The 20200-nt window shown below is 53.3% G+C and carries 18 protein-coding genes; 15 read left to right on the top strand and 3 right to left on the bottom strand.

What is annotated here, in order from left to right; all coding sequences use genetic code 11:
- Window positions 1–12 precede the first annotated feature (12 nt).
- Both ACETPC_RS09695 and ACETPC_RS09690 read left to right on the top strand, forming a co-directional pair.
- Window positions 13–1230 carry an SRPBCC family protein gene (locus tag ACETPC_RS09695; RefSeq protein WP_380180800.1) on the top strand — a complete coding sequence of 406 codons (1218 nt, stop codon included), beginning with the start codon at window positions 13–15 and terminating at the stop codon, window positions 1228–1230.
- Window positions 1231–1284: 54 nt separating this feature from the next.
- The gene (locus ACETPC_RS09690; protein ID WP_380180798.1) at window positions 1285–2373 is read left to right on the top strand and encodes an FAD-binding oxidoreductase; all 1089 of its coding nucleotides are present in this window, start codon (window positions 1285–1287) and stop codon (window positions 2371–2373) included.
- A 49-nt stretch (window positions 2374–2422) separates the two neighbouring features.
- Here the strand turns inward: ACETPC_RS09690 and ACETPC_RS09685 are convergent, their stop codons facing one another.
- Entirely contained in the window at window positions 2423–3535 is a 1113-nt protein-coding gene (locus tag ACETPC_RS09685; protein ID WP_380180796.1) for a mechanosensitive ion channel family protein, read from the bottom strand.
- 251 nt (window positions 3536–3786) lie between these two features.
- Between ACETPC_RS09685 and ACETPC_RS09680 the strand changes: the two genes are divergently transcribed.
- The 7 genes from ACETPC_RS09680 (at window position 3787) to ACETPC_RS09650 (ending at window position 11627) form a co-directional block, all read left to right on the top strand.
- Window positions 3787–4005: a hypothetical protein gene (locus tag ACETPC_RS09680; protein WP_380180794.1), complete on the top strand. Its 219-nt coding sequence runs from the start codon at window positions 3787–3789 to the stop codon at window positions 4003–4005.
- Between the two features lie 125 nt (window positions 4006–4130).
- On the top strand, window positions 4131–5147 hold the full coding sequence (locus tag ACETPC_RS09675; protein ID WP_380180792.1) for an isopenicillin N synthase family dioxygenase: 1017 nt from the start codon (window positions 4131–4133) through the stop codon (window positions 5145–5147).
- A gap of 13 nt (window positions 5148–5160) precedes the next feature.
- The gene (locus ACETPC_RS09670) at window positions 5161–5961 is read left to right on the top strand and encodes a MetQ/NlpA family ABC transporter substrate-binding protein (RefSeq protein WP_380180790.1); all 801 of its coding nucleotides are present in this window, start codon (window positions 5161–5163) and stop codon (window positions 5959–5961) included.
- Window positions 5954–6742, top strand: a complete 789-nt coding sequence (locus tag ACETPC_RS09665; RefSeq protein ID WP_380180788.1) for a methionine ABC transporter ATP-binding protein — start codon at window positions 5954–5956, stop codon at window positions 6740–6742. Before ACETPC_RS09670 ends, ACETPC_RS09665 begins: the two co-directional genes overlap by 8 nt.
- Window positions 6730–7386 (top strand): methionine ABC transporter permease, encoded by a 657-nt coding sequence (locus ACETPC_RS09660; RefSeq protein ID WP_380180786.1) that lies wholly within the window; start codon window positions 6730–6732, stop codon window positions 7384–7386. The genes ACETPC_RS09665 and ACETPC_RS09660 overlap by 13 nt, the downstream gene beginning before the upstream one ends.
- Before the next feature lie 323 nt (window positions 7387–7709).
- Window positions 7710–11072, top strand: coding sequence for a DEAD/DEAH box helicase (locus ACETPC_RS09655; RefSeq protein WP_380180784.1), 3363 nt, complete (start codon window positions 7710–7712; stop codon window positions 11070–11072).
- A 6-nt stretch (window positions 11073–11078) separates the two neighbouring features.
- Window positions 11079–11627, top strand: coding sequence for a hypothetical protein (locus ACETPC_RS09650; RefSeq protein WP_380180782.1), 549 nt, complete (start codon window positions 11079–11081; stop codon window positions 11625–11627).
- A gap of 78 nt (window positions 11628–11705) precedes the next feature.
- Here ACETPC_RS09650 and ACETPC_RS09645 read toward each other — a convergent pair whose 3' ends face one another.
- A complete protein-coding gene (locus tag ACETPC_RS09645; protein ID WP_380180780.1) occupies window positions 11706–12065 on the bottom strand; it encodes a DUF6404 family protein in 360 nt (119 codons plus the stop codon).
- 1224 nt (window positions 12066–13289) lie between these two features.
- On the opposite strand from ACETPC_RS09645, the gene ACETPC_RS09640 reads away from it, so the two are divergent.
- Both ACETPC_RS09640 and ACETPC_RS09635 read left to right on the top strand, forming a co-directional pair.
- Complete coding sequence (locus ACETPC_RS09640) at window positions 13290–14696, top strand: amino acid permease (RefSeq protein ID WP_380180778.1); 1407 nt, start codon at window positions 13290–13292, stop codon at window positions 14694–14696.
- 195 nt (window positions 14697–14891) lie between these two features.
- On the top strand, window positions 14892–15293 hold the full coding sequence (locus tag ACETPC_RS09635; RefSeq protein WP_380180776.1) for an H-NS family nucleoid-associated regulatory protein: 402 nt from the start codon (window positions 14892–14894) through the stop codon (window positions 15291–15293).
- A gap of 112 nt (window positions 15294–15405) precedes the next feature.
- On the opposite strand, the gene ACETPC_RS09630 is transcribed toward ACETPC_RS09635, so the two are convergent.
- On the bottom strand, window positions 15406–16068 hold the full coding sequence (locus tag ACETPC_RS09630) for a GntR family transcriptional regulator (RefSeq protein ID WP_380180774.1): 663 nt from the start codon (window positions 16066–16068) through the stop codon (window positions 15406–15408).
- 112 nt (window positions 16069–16180) lie between these two features.
- Between ACETPC_RS09630 and ACETPC_RS09625 the strand changes: the two genes are divergently transcribed.
- Genes ACETPC_RS09625 through ACETPC_RS09610 form a run of 4 tightly spaced genes read left to right on the top strand, consistent with a single transcriptional unit; the run spans window position 16181 to window position 20159 of the window.
- Window positions 16181–16861, top strand: a complete 681-nt coding sequence (locus tag ACETPC_RS09625) for a DUF2848 domain-containing protein (protein ID WP_380180773.1) — start codon at window positions 16181–16183, stop codon at window positions 16859–16861.
- Window positions 16862–16872: 11 nt separating this feature from the next.
- Entirely contained in the window at window positions 16873–18216 is a 1344-nt protein-coding gene (locus tag ACETPC_RS09620; RefSeq protein ID WP_380180771.1) for an amidase, read from the top strand.
- 1 nt (window position 18217) lies between these two features.
- Window positions 18218–18853: a hypothetical protein gene (locus tag ACETPC_RS09615; protein WP_380180769.1), complete on the top strand. Its 636-nt coding sequence runs from the start codon at window positions 18218–18220 to the stop codon at window positions 18851–18853.
- Window positions 18846–20159 carry an MFS transporter gene (locus tag ACETPC_RS09610; RefSeq protein ID WP_380180767.1) on the top strand — a complete coding sequence of 438 codons (1314 nt, stop codon included), beginning with the start codon at window positions 18846–18848 and terminating at the stop codon, window positions 20157–20159. Before ACETPC_RS09615 ends, ACETPC_RS09610 begins: the two co-directional genes overlap by 8 nt.
- The last annotated feature ends 41 nt before the right edge of the window (window positions 20160–20200 follow it).

The raw sequence follows: 20200 nt of genomic DNA, 5'->3' as shown, positions 1-20200 counted from the left end.
GAGCGCATTATCGTGAGCACAACCACACTAAATTATATTGAGCAACGTAAAGCGGGCTACGCTTTGGGCCGTGAACTCTATTGCGATGAACAGGTATATCGGCAGGATCTTAAACATATCTGGCACAAAGAATGGATATTCGCCTGCCATACTTTTGAGCTGGAAAAGCCAGGGCAGTTTATTACCCTGCAAATAGGCGACTATCCAATAGTGGTAGTTCGCGGCAGCGATAAAATAGTGCGTGCATTTCATAATGCCTGCCGCCATCGCGGCTCGAAAGTCTGCCAGCAGGAAAAAGGGAAATCGGCAAGGTTAGTTTGTCCCTATCATAAGTGGACGTTCGATCTTAACGGCAAGCTGCTTTATGCCGGGAATATGGGCAGCGAGTTTAATAATGAAGAACATGGCCTTATGGCGGCGCATTGTGAAATCGTTGAAAGCTACATTTATGTTTGCGTGGCCGAACAAGCGCCCGATTTTGCCACCTTTCGGCAGGCCGTTACGCCCTTTATCCGTCCGCACTATCTGGACAACTGCAAGGTCGCTTTTGAATCCAACCTGATTGAAAAGGGGAACTGGAAGCTGGTGTTTGAAAATAACCGCGAATGTTTTCACTGCGACGGCTCGCACCCGGAGCTGATGAACTCTTTTGTAGAGAATCTTTCCGTTGCGGGCGTGGATGCGGACGATGACCCTGAGTTAACGGCGTTCTGGCAAAGCTGCGAAACGGCGGGGCTGCCAGGCCAGCTGGTGATGGATGAACAGGGGCAGTTCCGCATGACGCGTATTCCGCTTTCCGCCAAAGCGGTCAGCTATACCCTGGACGGGCAGCCAGCGGTGGCGCGTCGCCTGGATGAGAGCGGCCTGCACAATATCGGCGCGCTGCTCTACTTCAACTATCCCTCGACCTGGAACCATTTTCTTGGCGATCACGCTCTGAGCTTCCGCGTGCTGCCGCTGGGGCCAAATGAAACCCTGGTGACCACCAAATGGCTGGTGCATAAAGATGCGCAGGAGGGCGTGGATTACGATTTGGACCGGCTGACCAAAGTCTGGCTGGCGACCAACGATCAGGATCGCGAGCTGGTAGAGGGCACCCAGGCCGGCGTTAAATCGCCCGCTTATCAGCCTGGCCCTTTCTCGACGCTAGCGGAAAACGGCGTTTGCCAGTTTGACGACTGGTACTGCGCCACCATGAAAAATCGGCTGGCGGTGGTCAACCTCCTTTAAAGCTCTATTACGGCTCCCAGGCCGGTTCAGGGAGCCTGACGACAGGTGTCGCTTATGCAAAGGTTATCCAGTCTGGATTATTTTAATCCGGTTAATACGCAAACCTGGGCCAACGGCCGCCATCAGGTTCGCTGCCTGAAAGTTATTCAGGAGACGCACGATGTTAAAACTTTCTGCTTCGATATGGCCCAGCCGATGCTTTTTTTCTTCAAGCCCGGCCAGTTTATTACGCTGGAGCTGGCTATCGGCACCGAAACAGTGATGCGCTCCTATACGATTTCCAGCGCGCCCTCTATTCCCTATAGCTTTTCTATTACGGTGAAAAGGGTCGCTGGCGGCCAGGTTTCTAACTGGCTGCACGACAATTTACAGAGCGGCGACTCGCTGATCGTGCATGGCCCGATCGGCCAGTTTAACTGTATGGATTTCCCGGCAGATAAGGTGCTGCTGCTGTCGGGCGGCGTTGGGATTACGCCGGTGATGTCGATGGCGCGCTGGCTGTTCAATACCAATGCCGGGGTTGATATGGCTTTCGTGCATAGCGCCCGCACGCCGGACGATATCATCTATCGCGCCGAGCTGGACTATATGTCGACGCGCATTGAAAACTTCCGGCTGCACGTTATTTGTGAAAAGACGCTAACCGGGCAGGCCTGGAGCGGCTATCGCGGTTACCTTAACGCGGATCTGCTGCAAATCATCGCGCCGGACTTCCGTCAGCGGGAAATTTTCTGCTGCGGGCCTGCGGTCTATATGAACGCCGTGCGCGCTTTTTTGCAGGCCAGCGATTTTGATATGTCGCGCTATCACGAAGAGTCTTTTGGCGAAACAGCAGCGAATCTAACCACGGCGGAAAGCCCGGCGCAGTGCGAAGCAGAAGCGCTCTGCCGGGTTACGTTCAGGGAATCAGGGAAATCCGTGCAGGTCGCGCCTGGCACTACGCTGAACGCCGCCGCGCTTAGCGCGGGCGTGACTATTCCTAAAGCCTGCGGCATGGGTATCTGCGGCACCTGTAAAGTGAGAGTGCTGGACGGGCAAACCGAAATGAACCATAACGGCGGCATCAGCGAGGAAGAGGTGGAAGAGGGCTATATTCTGAGCTGCTGCACGACTGTTAGCGGCAACGTGGATATCGATTATTAAGCATTAAAAAAGCCGGAGCCGACGCTGCTGGTCGGTTCCGGCAAACCGGTCAGGCCGATTTTCTCTGTTCCATGCTGGCTTCCTGCAGCGGCAGCGGGCTTTCAAAGCTGACAAAGCGGTGTGGGCCAGCCAGACCGATGCCGGTTTCTTCCAGATACTCTTTAATGCGCAGGTTGATCTCCTGCTGAATATCCATGTACTGGTTGTAATCGGAGAATTTCAGGATATGCACGACTTCGAACATAATGCGATCCGACTCGAAAGAAGCCAGGTGCGCGCGGTCAAAGCGAGTTTTATCAATATTGCCGATCACTTCGCTCACCATCGGGCCAATTTTGCGCAGCTGCTCGGCTGAAGTTGCCAGCGGCACGCCAAAGCTAAAGACGATGCGGCGCGTTTGCATCCTTTTATAATTGTGGATGGTTTGCTGTAACAGAATGGCGTTGGCGCAGACAATCTGTTCGCCGCTCAGGCTGCGGATACGCGTGGTTTTCAGGCCGATATGCTCAATGGTACCCGCCACATCGTTAAATACCACAAAGTCGCCGATTTCAAAGGGCTTGTCGATGCCGATAGAAAGCGAAGCGAAAAGGTCGCTGAGCACCGTCTGCACCGCCAGCGCGATGGCGATACCGCCGACGCCCAGGCTGGCTACCAGCGCGGTGATATTGACGCCCGCGTTGGCGAGTATCGACAGGATCATCACCGACCAGACCAGCGCCCGAAAAAGCAGCCCAAGAATAATGGTGGTGACAGGGTTACGGTGCGAATCCGGCCCGGAGTTATTCAGCGAGTAGCGCAGCCAGGATTGCACGGCCTGATCGAGCCAGAGCGCAATTTGTAATGCCAGCACTAAAAACCAGGCGTGCGGGATAGTGCCGCTAACCTGGCCGGGCAGCACGATAAATTGCAGGCTGAAAAGAAAAGCGGCAAAGAAGATCAGCGTGACCCTGGTTTTGCTTAGCACATCCAGAAAGACGCGGTGCGCCACGCGATTGTCATGATCCTCCGCCCAGGAACCTATGCGTTTTTGCAGCAGCGAAATAACCTTGCGGATCACCAGAAAGGTCACGGCGGTGATCACCACTACCAGCAGAATGTTCCCCCAGAAGGTCACTGACGTAATCAGCTTTAAATAATTGGTATGAAAGATTTCTTTCACCTGGCCTCCTTGATTCTGTGTTGGTAAGGGGGTAATTGTAGTAGAGGATGACTATTTTTCTTTATTTCTATATTATTTTTTGGTTAGGTTTCTTCTGAAATAAAAAATAAATATCTTTTTTTATTTTTGCCATCTCTTACGTTCTTTAAAGAGAATATTTTCAGTGGCGCCTTTTTTCTGCGGATTCAGAGTGTGGAAAATTTATATTTTTAGACTTAGGGTGTTAATTAACCAGCGCTGGAGAAAAAGTTATGCTTATTTATCAGGTTTTCAATCGCTATATTGGCGTAAAGCGTGAGCAGACGCGCTGGCTGGCGTACCGAATCGACCTGAGTGAACGAAAATCTTCACCCCTGCGGGACGTTATTATTCCGGATGAGTTAACCGAAGCCGAACTTCCCGGCTGGCTGGGCGATCTGTTCCATGAGTCCGCCAGCGAAAAATATCCTGATGTCAGGCGTATTGAATAACCGGCTGGCGCAGCCGCTGGCAAAATAATTTTCGGCGGCTGCATATCGATAGCAGGAATAGTTGGTAGTGAATAATCCGGCAGAGTGGCAATGTGGCGTTAATCTCCTCAGCCTGGATAAATTTAATGAGTGAAAACAGCCCATTGGCGCTTCCGGTTATCGATTTTTCCCGCCTGAGCGGATCGGCGCAGCAGCGAAAAGAGTGGCTGGAGGAGCTTGGCCGCGCTGCACGAGAGGTCGGCTTTTTCTACCTGGTCAACCATGGCATAGACCAACAGCTTACCGACAGCGTTCAGCAGATCGCCCGCGCTTTTTTCGCTTTGCCGCAGGAAGAGAAGCTTAAGGTTCAAATGGCCAACTCTCCGCACTTTCGCGGTTATAACCTCGCAGGCGTAGAGATAACACGTAGCCAGCCTGACTATCGCGAGCAGTTCGATATTGGCGCGGAGCGGGAAGCGCTGCCCGTTACGCCAGACGCGCCAGCCTGGCAAAGAATGCAGGGCCCCAATCAGTGGCCGCAGGCGCTGCCCCAGCTACAAATGCTACTGACCCGCTGGCAGCATGAAATGACCGGCGTGGCGTTAAAGCTGCTGCGCGCCTTTGCGGAAGCACTCCAGCTGCCGCAGAACGCCTTCGATGAGCTTTATGGCGCATTACCTAATGAACATATCAAGCTGATTCGCTATCCGGGCCGCGCAAACAATGAATCGCGGCAGGGCGTCGGCGCACATAAAGATTCCGGTTTTCTGACGCTGCTGCTACAGGACGATAAGCCGGGTCTGGAAGTCGAGGTAAGGCCTGATGAATGGGTGGCGGCGTCGCCTTTGCCCGGTTCGTTTGTGGTTAATATCGGTGAGCTGCTTGAGCTGGCTACCAACGGTTATTTACGCGCTACCGTCCACCGTGTCGTCTCGCCGCAAGCGGCTCAGGAAAGATTGTCCGTTGCCTTCTTCCTGGGGGCACAGCTGGATGCCGTAGTGCCGGTGTTTCAACTCCCGGAAGCGTTGGCAAATCTGGCGCAGGGGCCGGAAAGCGATCCGCGAAATCCGCTGCTGCGGGAAGTTGGCTGGAATTATTTAAAAGGGCGTTTGCGCTCACATCCTGAAGTAGCACAACGTTTTTACGCTGAACTTATTAAGTGATATCGGGGGAAAAATGAAAAAAAGCCTTTATAGCCTGGCCGCGTTGACTTTATTTATCGCTCAGAGTTTACAGGCTGCGCCCCTGCGGGTCGCTGCCGATCCGGTGCCGCATGCTGAAATTCTGGAATATGTACAGAAAATCGATCCCAAACTGGATCTTAAAGTTATCGAGCTGAACGGCGGTATCAACGCTAACGAACTGCTGGCCTCCGGCGATGTAGACGCCAACTATTTCCAGCATCTTCCTTATTTACAGGAGCAGGAGAAAGCGCTGGGAAAAACGTTCAGCGTGGCCGCCAGCGTGCATATTGAGCCGCTGGGTATCTATTCGCACAGGATAAAAGCGCTGTCCGCATTGCCACAGGGTGCCTCTGTCGCCGTGCCTAACAACGCTACTAACCTGAGCCGCGCGCTGTGGTTATTACAGGATAAGGGCGTTATAAAGTTAAAAGCGCAAAATCGGGCTAATTCAGCGCTGGTAACGCCAAAAGATATTGCCGATAACCCCAAACAGATCAAGATAGTTGAGATCGAGTCGCCGCAGCTACCGCGCTCGCTGGACGATGTGGATGCAGCGATCATTAACGGCAATTATGCGCTGGAAGCAGGGCTTACGCCTGCTAAGGATGCGTTAGGCCTGGAGTCTGCGGAACATAACCCTTATGCCAATTTGCTGGTCACCACGCCGCAGCTTTTAAAGGATCCGCGCGTGCAGCAGCTAGCAAAGGATCTTACCTCACCGCAGGTCGCAGACTTTATTCGCCAACGCTATAACGGCTCGGTCATCCCTGTAGCGGATAACAAGCATGATTAAACTTACCAACGTCAGTAAAAGCTACGCGGGCGCGACGCATCCGGCTCTGGCGGCGGTCTCCCTGGCCATTGAGCCGGGCACTATTTTCGGCATTTTGGGGCGCAGCGGAGCGGGGAAAAGCACGCTGCTACGTTGCCTGAACGGACTGGAGCGGCCGGATACAGGCACTGTTGAAGTAGACGGCCAGGATATTGCGCGCTCAGATATTGCGCAGCTGCGCCGTCAGCGGCAGCAGATGGGCATGATTTTTCAGCATTTCAATCTTCTGCATGCCCGCAACGTTTATCAAAACATCGAGCTACCGCTGGAAATCGCTGGCATAGCCGCAGGCGAGCGGCGCGAACGAGTTAATGCGCTGTTGCACCTTGTTGGCCTTGGCAGCGCCGGTAAAGCCTGGCCGTCACAGCTTTCCGGTGGGCAAAAGCAGCGCGTTGGTATTGCGCGGGCGCTGGCCGCCAAACCGCGCTATTTGCTGTGCGACGAGGCGACCAGCGCGCTCGATCCGGAAACAACAGCCTCGATCCTGGATTTACTGGCCTCGATCCGTCAGCAGCTTGGCATCACTGTCGTTTTAATTACGCACGAAATGACGGTGGTAAAACGCATCTGTGACAGCGCGGCGCTGCTTGAGCAGGGCAGGCTGACAGAGAGCGGCAGCCTGGCGGAGATCATGGGCCGCCAGGAGAGCCGCCTGCGGCAAATGCTGCTGCGCGATGGCGAGGCCGATCGCGCCTTTCTCGCTAAATACCAGCAGAAAGAGGTAAATCAATGCGTAGCCTGAACTGGACGCTGCTGCTCGACGCCACAGGTGAAACTTTGTATATGGTGGCGCTGGCCGCGCTGTTTACCGTCGCGCTGGGGCTGCCGGTTGGCGTGCTGCTTTTTCTGACCCGGCGAGGCAGTATATTGCCCAACAGGGCGGTTGCCGTATCGCTGAATGCGATAGTAAATATTGGCCGCGCCTTGCCGTTCGTGGTGCTGCTGATAGCACTTATTCCTTTCACCCGTTTGCTGGTTGGCACCACGCTGGGCAGCACGGCCGCAGTGGTACCGATAACGCTTGGCGCTTTTCCCTTTTTCGCCCGCATCGTCGAAAACGCGCTGGATGAAGTAGATCGCGGCCGTATTGAAGCCGTAGTTTCCATGGGCGGTACCCTCCGGCATATCATTACCCGGGTTCTGCTGCCGGAAGCTCTGCCTGCGCTAACAGCCGGCGTTACGCTGACGATTGTAATGCTGATAGGTTTCTCCGCTATGGCAGGCGTGGTTGGCGGCGGCGGGCTGGGCGATTTAGCCATCCGCTACGGCTATCAGCGCTTCGATAATCAAATAATGATGGCGACTATTATCGTGCTGCTGGCTTTGGTACAGACAGTGCAGAAGCTGGGCGATCTTCTGGTCAGGCAGCTTGCCCACAGGCGATAGCCTCTTCTCTGTTGCGCCTCAGTACAGGTAAGCAGCAAAACTTAAATAACAGTTTGGCTGCTTACTGCCGGGCATAAAATAGAATTAAATTCGCGCTGCGAAAATTCCGAACTGTTGGGCAATTTTTTCCGCTCTCTGCAATATTATTTGCGCATGTTAAGTTTTCACTTGGGCAAAATACCTTACTGAGAGTTGACAGTCCGTTTATATTTTTTTATCTTGCTGCGATCGCTTGTTACTATAGTGTTTTTTTAATGTACCCTTATTCTTCCCGTTCGGAAAACAAACCCATTCCTGTTTGTGCAGGTTATTTTAAAGGGGATATGCTTTTTGAAGTCGGAGGATTACCCCGCGAACCGGGCAGAGTGCCGGATTACATTGCCAATACCTTTGCGGTACTGACGCGCGGCATGCCTTCTCGCCCTGCGCCGCAGCTTCTGCAGCATTTTAAAATTCGCTGGCAAGAGCTGTCACAGGCTTCACTGCTGTTAATTGCCGATTCGACACCCTGTTGGGGCGAAACGATTCGGGGCAGCGAGGATGGCTATAATCCGGCGCTGGAATTTTTTGCAGAGATTGTGCCGCAGCATCTTGAGCAGTGGCACTTTATTCAATATCTGCTGGTGCCTGAATATCCTCTTTTTGCGCAACTGAACGCGCCGCGTAATTTAATCCGCGAAGCTAACTCAGAGCGTGTAGATTTCTTTCTTCCCCAGGCTGACCTGGTGATTGAGATCGACGGTGTCCAGCATAAGCAGGCGGCACAGGCAGCCAAAGATCGGGAAAGAGATCTTTTTCTGGCACGTTTTGGGATCGAAACGCTGCGCCTGGCGACGGAAGATTTGCGTAGTCAAAATGAGCGCTTTGCTGATTTTATTACCCGGCTGGCGCAGCGCTGCGAAACCAGTTCCCGTTTAAAGGCCTTTCAGCGCCACCTCGCTGATAAACAATTTTCCATTCCTTCGCTGCGCTATGATTTAACCGCCACGCTGCGATTGCAGATTGCGCTTATTTTAGCTGTAGCCTGCGGCTGCCTGAAGGTAACAGCGTCGGAATGGCGACTGCACGTTACTCAGGATTTTCCCGCCAGCAAGGGCCATAACTGGGTAACTATTGCCGTAGAAGAGCTGTTCAACTGGTTCGATTTATTTGCGCGATTAAATAATCAATCTTTTACCCGGCCCACCCTCGTGTATGCGCCTGACGGACTACACTTTGACCTGCGGCTTTTTCAGCGTGCCGATGATAACGCGTTCAAAAATAAAAGTATTGGCATCTATACTGCTGCCGTACAGGATCTGCCGTTCTCTTACGGAGAAGGGAAGGATAAAAAAATAATAAGGATACGCGCGCTCAGTAAAGCCTGTTTGATCTCAGAACCGGCGGCTGAACGGCAGGAGGATTTTTTACCCACAGCAGCGGACCTCATGGAGCTGAACCATCGCGTCTTTGGGCATGAGGGCTTTCGGCCGGGGCAGGAGACGCTTATTTTCAACGCGCTGTCAGGCCAGAAGTCTTTAGGGTTGATGCCTACAGGCGGCGGCAAATCGCTCTGCTTTCAAATTCCCGCACTATTGAGCCAGGGTGTGACTATTGTGGTCGTGCCGATAAAAGCTTTGGGCCGCGATCACTGCGCGGAACTGGAGGCCGCTGGCTTTCGGGGAAGAGTGGTCAATATCGACAGTGATGTGCCCGTCGCCCTGCGCGAGCACCTTTATCAGCCGAGAATAGCAAGCGGCGAAATGCGCTTTGTTTTTGTCTCGCCCGAGCGTTTTCAAACACAAGGCTTCCGCAAAATTGTCAGCCAACTGCGCCAGGCTAATCTGTTGCGTATGTTTGTGATTGATGAAGTGCACTGCATGAGCGAATGGGGTCACGATTTTCGCCCCTCCTATCTGACCCTGCCAGGCACTTTGCGTCAGCTGGCCCCGGACGTGCCGCTGATGGGGTTGACGGCTACCGCCAGCGTTAATGTGCTGCGTGATATTCAAAGCGAGTTTCAGATCCCCGATGAGCTGGTCGCTTATGAGATGCACCGTAGCCGTACCGAACTTAATTTCGCTATCCGTAAAGACAAAAGCTCCGCAGCAGTTGTGGTAAAGGAAGTTACTAAAATACTTGCGGCACAAATTGAGGCGGGCAAGCCGCCGATCCATATCTTTTCACCTTATGCCAGCGGCGCTAACGGCGTGGCTTCTTTATCAAAAGCGCTGGCTGCTACCGGACAAGGCCTGAAAGTTGGATTCTTCTCCGGCTCGGCACCGGGCGATTACCAGCCTGAAAACGCCTGGCAGCTTTTACAGAACGACCGCCTGGCCATTCCGCCAGATTATGAGCATTATAAAAAGGTTGTTCAGTCCGGCTGGAAGAAAGGCCGTCTTGACGTCATTGTGACCACGAAAGCGTTCGGCATGGGCGTTAATAAACCCGATGTGCGCCATACGCTGCATGCCGGTATGCCGGGCTCAATGGAGGCTTTCTATCAGGAGGCGGGACGTGCGGGGCGCGATCGGCTGCCCTCTTTTTGTCACATGCTGTTTCGTCCCGAACCCGACGATGCGGAACAGGTCTGGCTGCGGCTACAGGCCAGCCTCACGCCCGAAGCAATCCAGCGCGAGCTTGACCTTTACGGTCGGCATAGCCGGGGCGATTTTCGTGCCCAACTGTGGTTTCTTCGTCAGGGGCTTATCTCGCTGGAAGAGGAACTGGATCTGCTGACGCGGCTGCACGCCTTGATTCGTGACTGGGCTCAGGATAGCCGGATTATCCGTGTCAGACAGCTGGGTGAGAATTTGCAGGGCGGTTTACGCTTTCAGTTAACACTTTTCCGGCTTTACCAAATGGGCCTTATTGAGCCCTGGACCGTTACGGACTGGGGAAGAGGGGGGCAAGAAGAGCTTTCCGTTCAGGCCGTCGAGGTTCGCCGCCTGGAAATTAGCTTCGCCGCCGCCTGTAACGCCGTTATGCTGCGCATCCAGTCAGTGGATGGTAAAGGCGCAGAATCGGCGACGATCGAAAACCTCAGAGCCCTTGCGCAGCAGCAGGAAAACTGGACGGGGCTTTATCGGCTGCTGCTGGCCTGGGTCAGACGTACGCAGCTCGGCAGCCGGCTACAGTCGACCTGGAACCTGTATAACGCCTGTTTGCATTTTGCCCCGGAACAGGCTGCTGCTTTTCGGGATACGCTGGAATCTTTCTTTAAGATTGATAGCAATGCTTTTCGCCTGGCCTCGCTACGCGATATGACGCTGAGCGAGGCGGCCGTTGCGCTTAACAGCCTGATAACCGTGAACGGCACGGAAGACCTTCCTGAACGCGCGCTCCTGAACAAGCTCTCTGCCCAGTTGGCACGTTTACTGGAGGGTACTCAGGAAAGTCGGGGACTGAATCTGGCTGCGGCCTGCCTGCAATTGTTAACAGAACAAACGTCAGACAGCGAAGCTGCGAGGCGTTTCCGCCAGGCAGTGCCTGAAGGTGCGCTGGCTTTCTGGCAAGGTGCCGGCAAACCGTTGCTGGCGCGGGTGGCTGGAGGCAATCCCCTGGCTCGTGAAACCATCGGCGACTGGTTGCTGGAAGGAAAACCGGCTCGTTATGAGCTGCTGGCTATTTACAACGCATTGCCGGCCAAAGTAATCGAAGCCGCGCTTTTCAACGAAGTCGCTGCCGAACTGGCACAAATTCTGTGAGGAACTATGTCTTTTGAAGAAGGTTTTGCCGCCATCGCTCAGGTGAAAGCCTCGGGTGAGAAGCTTGGCGAGACAATTAAGCGAATAACGGCGCTGGAAGGTTGGCTCACTGAGCTGCGCGAGACACAAACTGGCGCTAAAGATACCTTTGCAAGTGCAAGCACAGCTATTGATTTACTGCGAGAGGAAGCAGGGAGTCTTGCTCAAAGCCAGAAAGTAATTGCCAAAGAAGTGGAGATGTTGCCGGTAGCCATTGAGCAGGTGCTTGTCACGGCAGAGGAGCGGCTGGCGCAACAGTTGGCGGAGCAAGAGCGAATGCTGGCGCGTTTTCCCGCTATGGTTGAAGAAGCTGTAGAAAAAAAACTTACGGCAATTCTCTCGCAGATGGAAGCCAGGTTTAACGAACGACTACGTGACGAATTGAAAGATACCCGTACCACACTGCGGGAAACGCTGGAATATAGCGCCAGCCGCACAGAGATCCGTCTGGAAGAGTTAAAAAAAGAGATAGTCGCAGAACTACCACGAGGATTATTTGGTCGCCGAAAAGGATAATAATTTTCTGAAGCCGTCCCGATAGCTGGCTTCGGAGAGCCAGTTATCGGGGACAATTTAAATCATTGCCGTCAAACGCTACAGCTGTTCCCAGCTCGGCAAATGATTGGCCTGGCCTCGCCATCTCTGAAACGCCGCCATAGCCATCCCGAACAGCAGACCCACTATCAGCGTCGAGGTTGCCGCAGAAAGCAAGGTGGTGCCGTGGTCTTTCCAGAAAATAAACCACATCACCACGCCCCAAAACGGCGTATAGACACAGGCAAAGCAAAAAAAGTTTGTCCAGAACCTGGAGAAGGGCGGCGGCGGAACGTGGATGCCCAGGCGCCACAGGAAAATATGGCAAGGTGGCGCATAGATGCTGGGCCACATGCCTTTACGTTCCATAATCGCCATCGCGCGGTTTTTTCTCTGTTCAAAAACTGATTCCCTGATCATTTGCATCACCCCCCTCTTTTTTTTCTTTGCCCTAATTATAACGGATGGGTCAAAAAACGTTCTTTTTTTAGGAATTTGTGGAAATATCGGGAAATGAAATAAGGCGATTTTGACGTTAACTTGATGAATATTGGTATGTTTGTTTCTGATCATTCTGTTAAAACCAGGCCGCCGATTTTTTAAGTTTTGCCAGTAAACCCGCTTATGCGTGTTTTGGGTCGGTTTCGTTGTCAGCCCTTAGCGTCATCGCTGGTAGATTAAAGAGGTAACAAGCATTAAAATAAAATTTAACTATATCGTAACATATTGAACGCTATAGCTTTTCTTCTTTATTTGCCGTGAAAATAGTTATTTTGCGTAATCTGTTGATTTTTATCATTTTATTTTTAATGCGCCCGAGATGGTAACCGTAAAATTTGGGCCATTTCACAAAAATAAGAAAAGGATATGAATGAATTGTTAAATAATTAATTTATTGATATTTAAAAGATAAATAATATAGCGTGACGAATTCCTTATATAAAACTGCTTTTTCTTCTTATTCTCTCCGGCCAACTCAGTTGACCCGATAAATCACAGGTGCAATCATTTCTCTTACTTATTAAGCGCAAAGTTGCGAGGTTGGAAAATGATAAATCAATACGCAATTTCCAAACGGTTACAGGATGGTGGGGCATTGAAAAGCCTTTTGGCAAGCGGCAGAAATAAAAACAAAAAACGTAAAGTTATTTATTGCGCCGTAGCCGAAGGTATTATCAGCGATAGCGAAGTTAGCCATTTTGCGGAACGGGGTGCAGAAGCACACCCGGCTGCCGTTTATCGGCTTTCATTAAGCCTGTGCGGCCAAAGCCTGTTAAAAGCCGCTAAATACTTAACCCGCATAGTTTATCAGAAATAGCCAGGGCGCTTTGGCGGTCGCTGGCTCTTTTACGCAAAGCAGCGACTCAGCATGCAAAGATTTAAATTTATTTCCCGGCATTAGCGCCGGTTAATGTTAGCTGGCAAGCTATAACGGCGCTTTGATGCTCTGACGCTTATTCACAAGTGCTATTGATTTAAATTACTGGCTGATTTTATAAAATCGACCAGGGCCTCTCTTTGTCTTAAAAAGAGTTGCAATCTATCCCGTTTATAGTTGGCGTGCGGAAAAATAATGCTGTCCCTAAATAGTTATTTAAAAAGGCCGCTGTGCCTGATTCATTCCGTCATTTTTAAGGAATACCTATGAGCAGATCACCCGTTAAGCAGGCTTCGTTAGGCGATGGGCTTTCCGATAAACAGGTCAGCATGATTTCCATTGCCGGGATCATTGGCGCCGGTCTGTTTATCGGCTCGGCTAACGCCATCGCTACGGCGGGGCCAGCGGTACTGTTATCCTATGCGCTGACCGGCGTGCTGGTACTATTGGTGATGCGCATGCTGGGAGAGATGGCGGTAACGCAGCCGGATTCCGGCTCGTTTTCCACCTATGTCGCCAAAGCGATTGGCCCCTGGGCTGGTTTTACTATCGGCTGGCTCTACTGGTGGTTTTGGGTGCTGCTGATCCCGGTGGAGGCCATTGCCGGTGCCGATATTCTGCATGCCTGGTTTCCGGCAATACCGGCCTGGGCTTTTACCACGGCGATCATTGGCCTGCTGACGCTAACCAATCTTTTCAGCGTGAAAAACTTTGGCGCCTTTGAATTCTGGTTTGCGATTATTAAAGTTGTGGCGATTATCGCTTTTATCGCTGTCGGCACCTTGGCTGTTTGCGGCTACTGGCCGCTTGCCGATGTTAGCGGCGTAACGCATCTGTACGATCGCGTTGGCTTTATGCCTAACGGTTTTGGCGCGGTTATTACCGGCGTATTAATTACTATTTTCTCTTTCTTTGGCGCCGAAATTATTACTATTGCGGCGGTGGAGTCTAAAAATCCGGCGCAGAAGATCAGGCGGGCGATTAATCTGGTGGTTTACCGTATCGCGCTGTTTTATCTCCTCTCAATTTTTCTGGTGGTGGCGCTGGTGGGCTGGGACGAACCTGGCCTGAGAAGCCAGGGCACTTTTCAATACGTACTGAGCAAACTTAACGTGCCTGGCGCGGAACTGCTGGTGGATAGCGTGGTATTTATTGCGGTTTGCAGCTGCATGAACTCTGGCTTGTACACGGCATCACGTATGCTCTTCTCTTTAGCAACGCGGGGCGATGCACCGAAAAAGTTTGCGGAAATTTCCGGCGGTGGCGTACCGCGAGCCGCCGTACTGGGTTCGACGTTCGCCGGGTTTGCCGCCTGTTTCGCCAATTACGCTTTTCCCGGGCAGGTTTTTAATTTCCTGATCTCAACCACCGGCGCTATCGCGCTGATTGTCTATCTGGTGATTGCCGTCAGCCAGCTGCGTATGCGGCTGGCGCTGAAAAAACAGGGAAGCGAGCCAGCTTTTAAAATGTGGCTTTTTCCGTGGTTGACCTGGCTCACCATCCTCTCTATCTGTGCGGTGCTGGGCTATATGTTTTACCTGCCTCAGTATCGCTATGAAAGCCTGATGACCCTGCTGGTCACGCTGGTAGTGCTCTCCGTGGGGATTAGCGTTAACGGCAAAAGAAAAAGAAGCGGCCAGGCCGTCGTTACGATGAGAGCAAAAATTGAGTGAGGTTTTTTTACCCTGATTTTTAAACGCCAGACCGCGCTAATACGCGGTCTTATTCATCAGAAAAATTATATATTCTCGCCAATCTTCCGCGATAATCGGCAATTAACATTAAATCCAGGGTGAATAAATGTTATCCTTGCCGCTGACGGCGAATGCTCGCTGTTTTTTTAATCAGAGTATTTAAGGAAGTAAAGTATGAGTTTTACCCTGAGCAGCCTGAAAAATATCCGTTCGCTACGTGCACAGGCGCGCAATATGGCTACAGAGGATCTGACAGAGATACTGGAAAAGCTAAAAGTTGTGGTTAACGAACGTCGCGAAGCCGCCAACGCTACCGCTGAAGAAGCCCGCGAAAAAGCAGAAAAGCTGGCGATGTACCGTGAGCTACTGCTGGAAGACGGCATTTCTGCGGCGGAGCTGGTAAATAACCTGCAACCCGCTGGCAGCGCAAAAAAGAAACGCGCGCCGCGCCCGGCGAAATATAAATATACCGATGAAAATAACGAAATCAGGCACTGGACCGGACAGGGCCGCACGCCATCGCCAATTAAAAACGCGATAGCCCAGGGGCAGTCGCTGAATGATTTCCTGATTTAATCGACGGAATATTCTCCAGGCAGTAAGGCTGAGTTTTAACCCATGCCTTACTGCATCAATCCAGCGTCCGAAAATTGCTGTCGCCTGGTTTTATGCAGCGCGATTGCAAATATCAGGTAGCAAGCAGGGCACGTTTAAAAGAATAAATATGCGCACGGGCCGCCTCGGCAGCGCGTTGCGTATCACCGGCTGCCAGCGCTGCGATAATCTCATTATGCTCGGCAATCACCTCATCTATATGGGCAACGCTGGATAGCGTCATCGCCCAGAAGCGCTGTGCCTGCGCATGGATTACGCTCAGGATATCCGTCAGACGGCTGTTGCCGGCAATCTCTGCCAGCGCCTGATGAAACTCCCGATCCAGCAGCATCATTTTTTCCCGGTCGCGCGCTTCGCCCGCCGCCGCAATTTGCTGATTCAGTTCACGCAGCTGGCCGATCTGTGCCTCATTTGCTTTCTGGCTGGCAAGCTCCAGGCAGAGCCCTTCGTTAACCAGGCGCACCTCAATCAACTCCAGCGCGTCATCAATGGATAAAGGCGCAACCATAATGCCTTTGCGGGGAATAATGTGCAGCAGCCCTTCGGTAGCCAGCCGGTGGATCGCCTGGTTGACGGGCGTTCTTCCCATCGCCAAATCCTCCATCACCTGAGCGGTATTCAGGTAGTCACCAGGCTTGTAGCGCAGCGTAATCAGTCTGTGTCTTAACGCCAGCCAGGCCTGTTCGTTCAGTGACGGGCTGCGGCGGTTCACAATTTCGCTAATTGACTCACTCATCTTGCTCTTCCTTTTTAGCCTTTGCGACATCTTACACAAAAAGCTGGCATGAAAATCGCTAGTTTGAAATATGAGTGAAATTTCACAGTGATTTTTAACCGAGGGGATTGTTATGCATCTTGAGTTCACTACCGAGGATAAAGCCGCAGCCAGCCTGGCCGTTGAGATAACCCGTTTCGTTATCGCGGGCTGGGCCGGGCGCGATAAAGAGGCGGTGTTGCACCATATCAGGGAGCTGGAGGCCTTAGGCGTGCCCGCTCCCGGTGCGGTGCCGCTGTTTTACCGCGTCGCCACTAATCAGCTCAGCCAGAAAACAACGTTGGAAGTGGTTGGCGAAGAGACTTCGGGCGAAGCTGAGCCTTTTGTATTTTTCCATCGCGGCGAGTTTTGGGTCTCCCTGACCTCCGATCACACCGATCGCTATCTGGAAACTTTCAGCGTTGCGCTTTCCAAGCAGGCCTGTATCAAGCCGGTCGCCAGCGCGGCGTGGCGCATGAGCGAAGTAGCGGAACACTGGGATGCGCTTGAGTTGACTTCGTGGATCAAAGAGCAGGGCGAATGGGTGATCTATCAGCAGGGATCGCTGGCCTCTCTTTTAACGCCGCAGGATTTATTGGCGCGTTATCTGGACGGCGAAGCGGCGGAAGAAGGGCTGGCTCTCTCCTGCGGCACGCTAAGCACCATCGGCGGCATCCGGCCCGCCAGCGAATTTCGTATGGCGCTGCACGATCCGGTGCTGGGCCGTACGCTTGAGCACGCTTACCGTACCGGCTCGCTGCCGGTCGTGGCATAGGGAGCACGCTGATGACGACACTCTGGCAGGCAAGTCAACAGCTTCAGACTGGTGATGCCCAACCTGAAGCCTTTACGGAAAGCGCCTTAAACACCGCGCGCGATGCGGGAAAAGAGGGCGCACGCGTTTTCATAACCCGTTACGAGGCGCAGGCAAAACAGCAGGCACAAGAAGCGGGAAACCGCTGGCAAACGCAGCAGCCGCTAAGCCAGATTGATGGGCTGCCCATCAGCATCAAAGATCTGTTTGATGTTAAAGGCGAGGCGACCACAGCCGGTTCGCGCCTGCTGTGCGATGCGCCAGCGGCAACAGCGGACGCAAGCGTAGTAGACAAGCTTAAACAGGCTGGCGCAGCGATAGTGGGCAAAACCAATATGACCGAGTTTGCCTTCTCCGGGCTGGGCATCAATCCCCATTACGGCACGCCAGCCAATCCCTGGCGACGTGATGAAAAACGTATTCCCGGCGGTTCTTCTTCCGGCGCGGCGGTGGCCGTTGCGGATGGCATGTGCCTTGGCGCTATCGGCACAGATACCGGTGGCTCCGTGCGCATTCCCGCCGCGCTTTGCGGCCTGACAGGCTTTAAACCTACGGCCAGCCGAATCAATCAGGCCGGAACGCTGCCGCTTTCTGCTTCGCTTGACAGCATTGGCGTTATCGCTCATGACGTGCGCAGCTGCTGGCTACTCGACGGCATTATCGCCGAAACCCCTTTGGAGCTGGTGGAATCCGATCTGCGCCACGCGCACTTTGCCGTGCCGCAGGCCCGCGTGTTGGACGGGCTGGATGAGGATGTGGCAAAGGCCTGGCAGAGTGCTGTCGATTGCCTGGAAAAAGCTGGTGCCAGGCTGGTGGAAATCCCGCTAAGCGAACTGGATGAGCTGAATACCATGAACGCTCGCGGCGGCATTACGGCTTATGAGGCCTGGCAGTGGCACCAGCGCACCGCGCAGGCACAGCCGGAAGCTTACGATCCGCAGGTGCTGCTGCGGTTGCAACGCGGCAGTTATCTGAACGAGCAGGATGCTGTCGAACTTTATCAGCAGCGCGAAGCCTGGCAGCAGCGCGTTAACAAAGCATTGGCTGGTTTCGACGCTTTACTGATGCCGACCGTGCCGCGCATCGCGCCAACTATCGCCTCGCTCGACGATCCGCAGCGCTATACCGAAATCAATGCCCTGATGCTACGCAACACCAGCGTTATCAACATGCTGGATGGCTGCGCCGTCTCCTTACCTTGTCATCAATCCGGCAATGCGCCGGTTGGCCTTAGCCTTGCTTCCGTTCATGGCGACGACGCCCGCTTGATTAGCTGGTCGCTCGCTGTGGAAACTGCCCTTAACCGGAGATCCTGAAATGAATCAACCTCACGGCATGCTGTTTGTAGCGACCAATATCGGCGCGGATGATGAAGCGGATTTTAACCAGTGGTATGACCATGAACACGTTGAGGAACGCGTGGCTATCAGCGGCTTTTTAAGCGGCACGCGCTATCAGGCGCTCGATGCAGAGCGCAAATACCTTGGCCTGTATGAAACCGAATCGCTGGAAGCGTTCACCAGCGCAGATTACCACGCTGCCTTTACGCGCCAGACCAACTGGTCGGTGAAAAACCTGCAAAAGATGGTGGATCCCATGCGCCGGGTCAGCGCCGTCACTCATCGTCACGGCAAAGGCACCGGCAGCCAGCTGGCGGTAATTATGCTACAGGGAACGCTGGATGAAGCCGCTCTGACCGCATGGCAGCAGCAGATTAGCCGGACGCCGGGCTATATCTCTTCCAGCCTGCTGACGCCGGATACGGATCTTAGCTCTCCGCTGCCGATAGAAAGCAAAGAGAACCGTCAGATGTCGCCAATGCTGCTTATCAGCTGTAGCGATGCGCAATGCTGCGACGAACTTGCTTCAGCCGCCGCAAATATTCTCTCGGGCAAGGTTCAGCGCTATGCCCTTAGCTGGCAGTTAACCCGACAGGAGATGGCGCATGGCTAATACCGATTCTGCTCTGCATCAGGCGGTGCGTGAAAAGCGCCCCAAAAGCAAAACGGGTCGCCTCGCGGCGGCCAGCTCCATCGGCACGGCGCTGGAATGGTATGACTTTACCGTTTACAACATCATGGCCGCGCTGGTGTTTAACCATGTGTTCTTTCCCAGCTTCGATCCGCTGGTAGGCACCATTCTGGCTTTTTCTACCTATGCCGTTGGCTATGTTTCGCGTCCATTAGGCGGCTTTGTGTTCGGTCATCTTGGCGATGTGGCCGGACGCAAGGCGGTGCTGATTATTACCCTGGTGATTATGGGCGTGACTACGGCGCTGATGGGGCTGCTGCCGGGCTATGCCGTTTGGGGTATCTGGAGCCCGATTCTGCTGGTGGCGCTGCGCTTTGTGCAGGGCATCGCGCTTGGCGGCGAGTGGGCAGGCGCGGTGTTGCTGTCAATGGAGCACGGCGATGCCAATAAGCGTGGGCGTAATGCTTCTTTCGCTCAGGTTGGCCCTTCCTGCGGCACGCTGATCGGTACTGGCTTTATCACGCTGGTAACGGTAGCGATCAGCGCCGATCAGTTCCAGGCATGGGGCTGGCGCATTCCGTTTCTGCTGAGCCTGCTGCTGGTAATATTCGGCCTGTGGCTTCGTCGCGGCGTGGAGGAGACGCCGACTTTTATGGCGATGCAGGCGGCAGAGAAAACCACGCATACGCCGTTAAAAGAGGTCTTCCTGAATTATCCGAAACAGCTGCTGATTGCTGGCGGCTCGCGTATCGGTTCCGATGTGCTGTATGCGCTGGTAGTGGTATTTACGTTAACCTATGTGACGACTGTACTGCACCTGCCGCGACCGCTGGCCTTAATGGCGACAATGCTGGGCGCGATCGGTAATGCCATTACCGTGCCTATGTTTGGCGCTTTATCGGATAAGTGGGGAAGGCGCCCGGTTTACATTACCGGCGCGCTGCTGGCTGTAGCCTGGTCGTTTATCTTTTTTGTGCTGCTCGACAGTACCCAGCCAGTATTAATAGTGCTGGCGGTAATTGGTGGCCTGCTTATCCATGCCATGATGTACGGCCCGCAGGCGGCGTTCGTTACCGAGCAGTTTCCTGGCCATGTGCGCTATGCCGGATCTTCGCTTGCTTATACCCTTGCCGGTATCGTTGGCGGTGGCTTCGCTCCGTTGATTATCACCTCTCTTTATAAAGAGATGGGCAGCACGCTGTGGGTTTCGCTGTATGTCTGTCTGGCGCTGGCAATTACGCTGCTTGCGGTGTGGAAAGCCAAAGAAACGGCGCATTCTCCTCATTAAATCAAGGTGGCGAAGGAATGCCACGGTTTCCTGCTTAAACG

Source organism: Pantoea sp. sgz302252 (genome assembly GCF_042610525.1).
Lineage (GTDB): Bacteria > Pseudomonadota > Gammaproteobacteria > Enterobacterales > Enterobacteriaceae > Erwinia.
The sequence above is the reverse complement of the archived record's forward strand: the minus strand, read 5'-3'. Positions and strand labels throughout refer to the sequence as shown.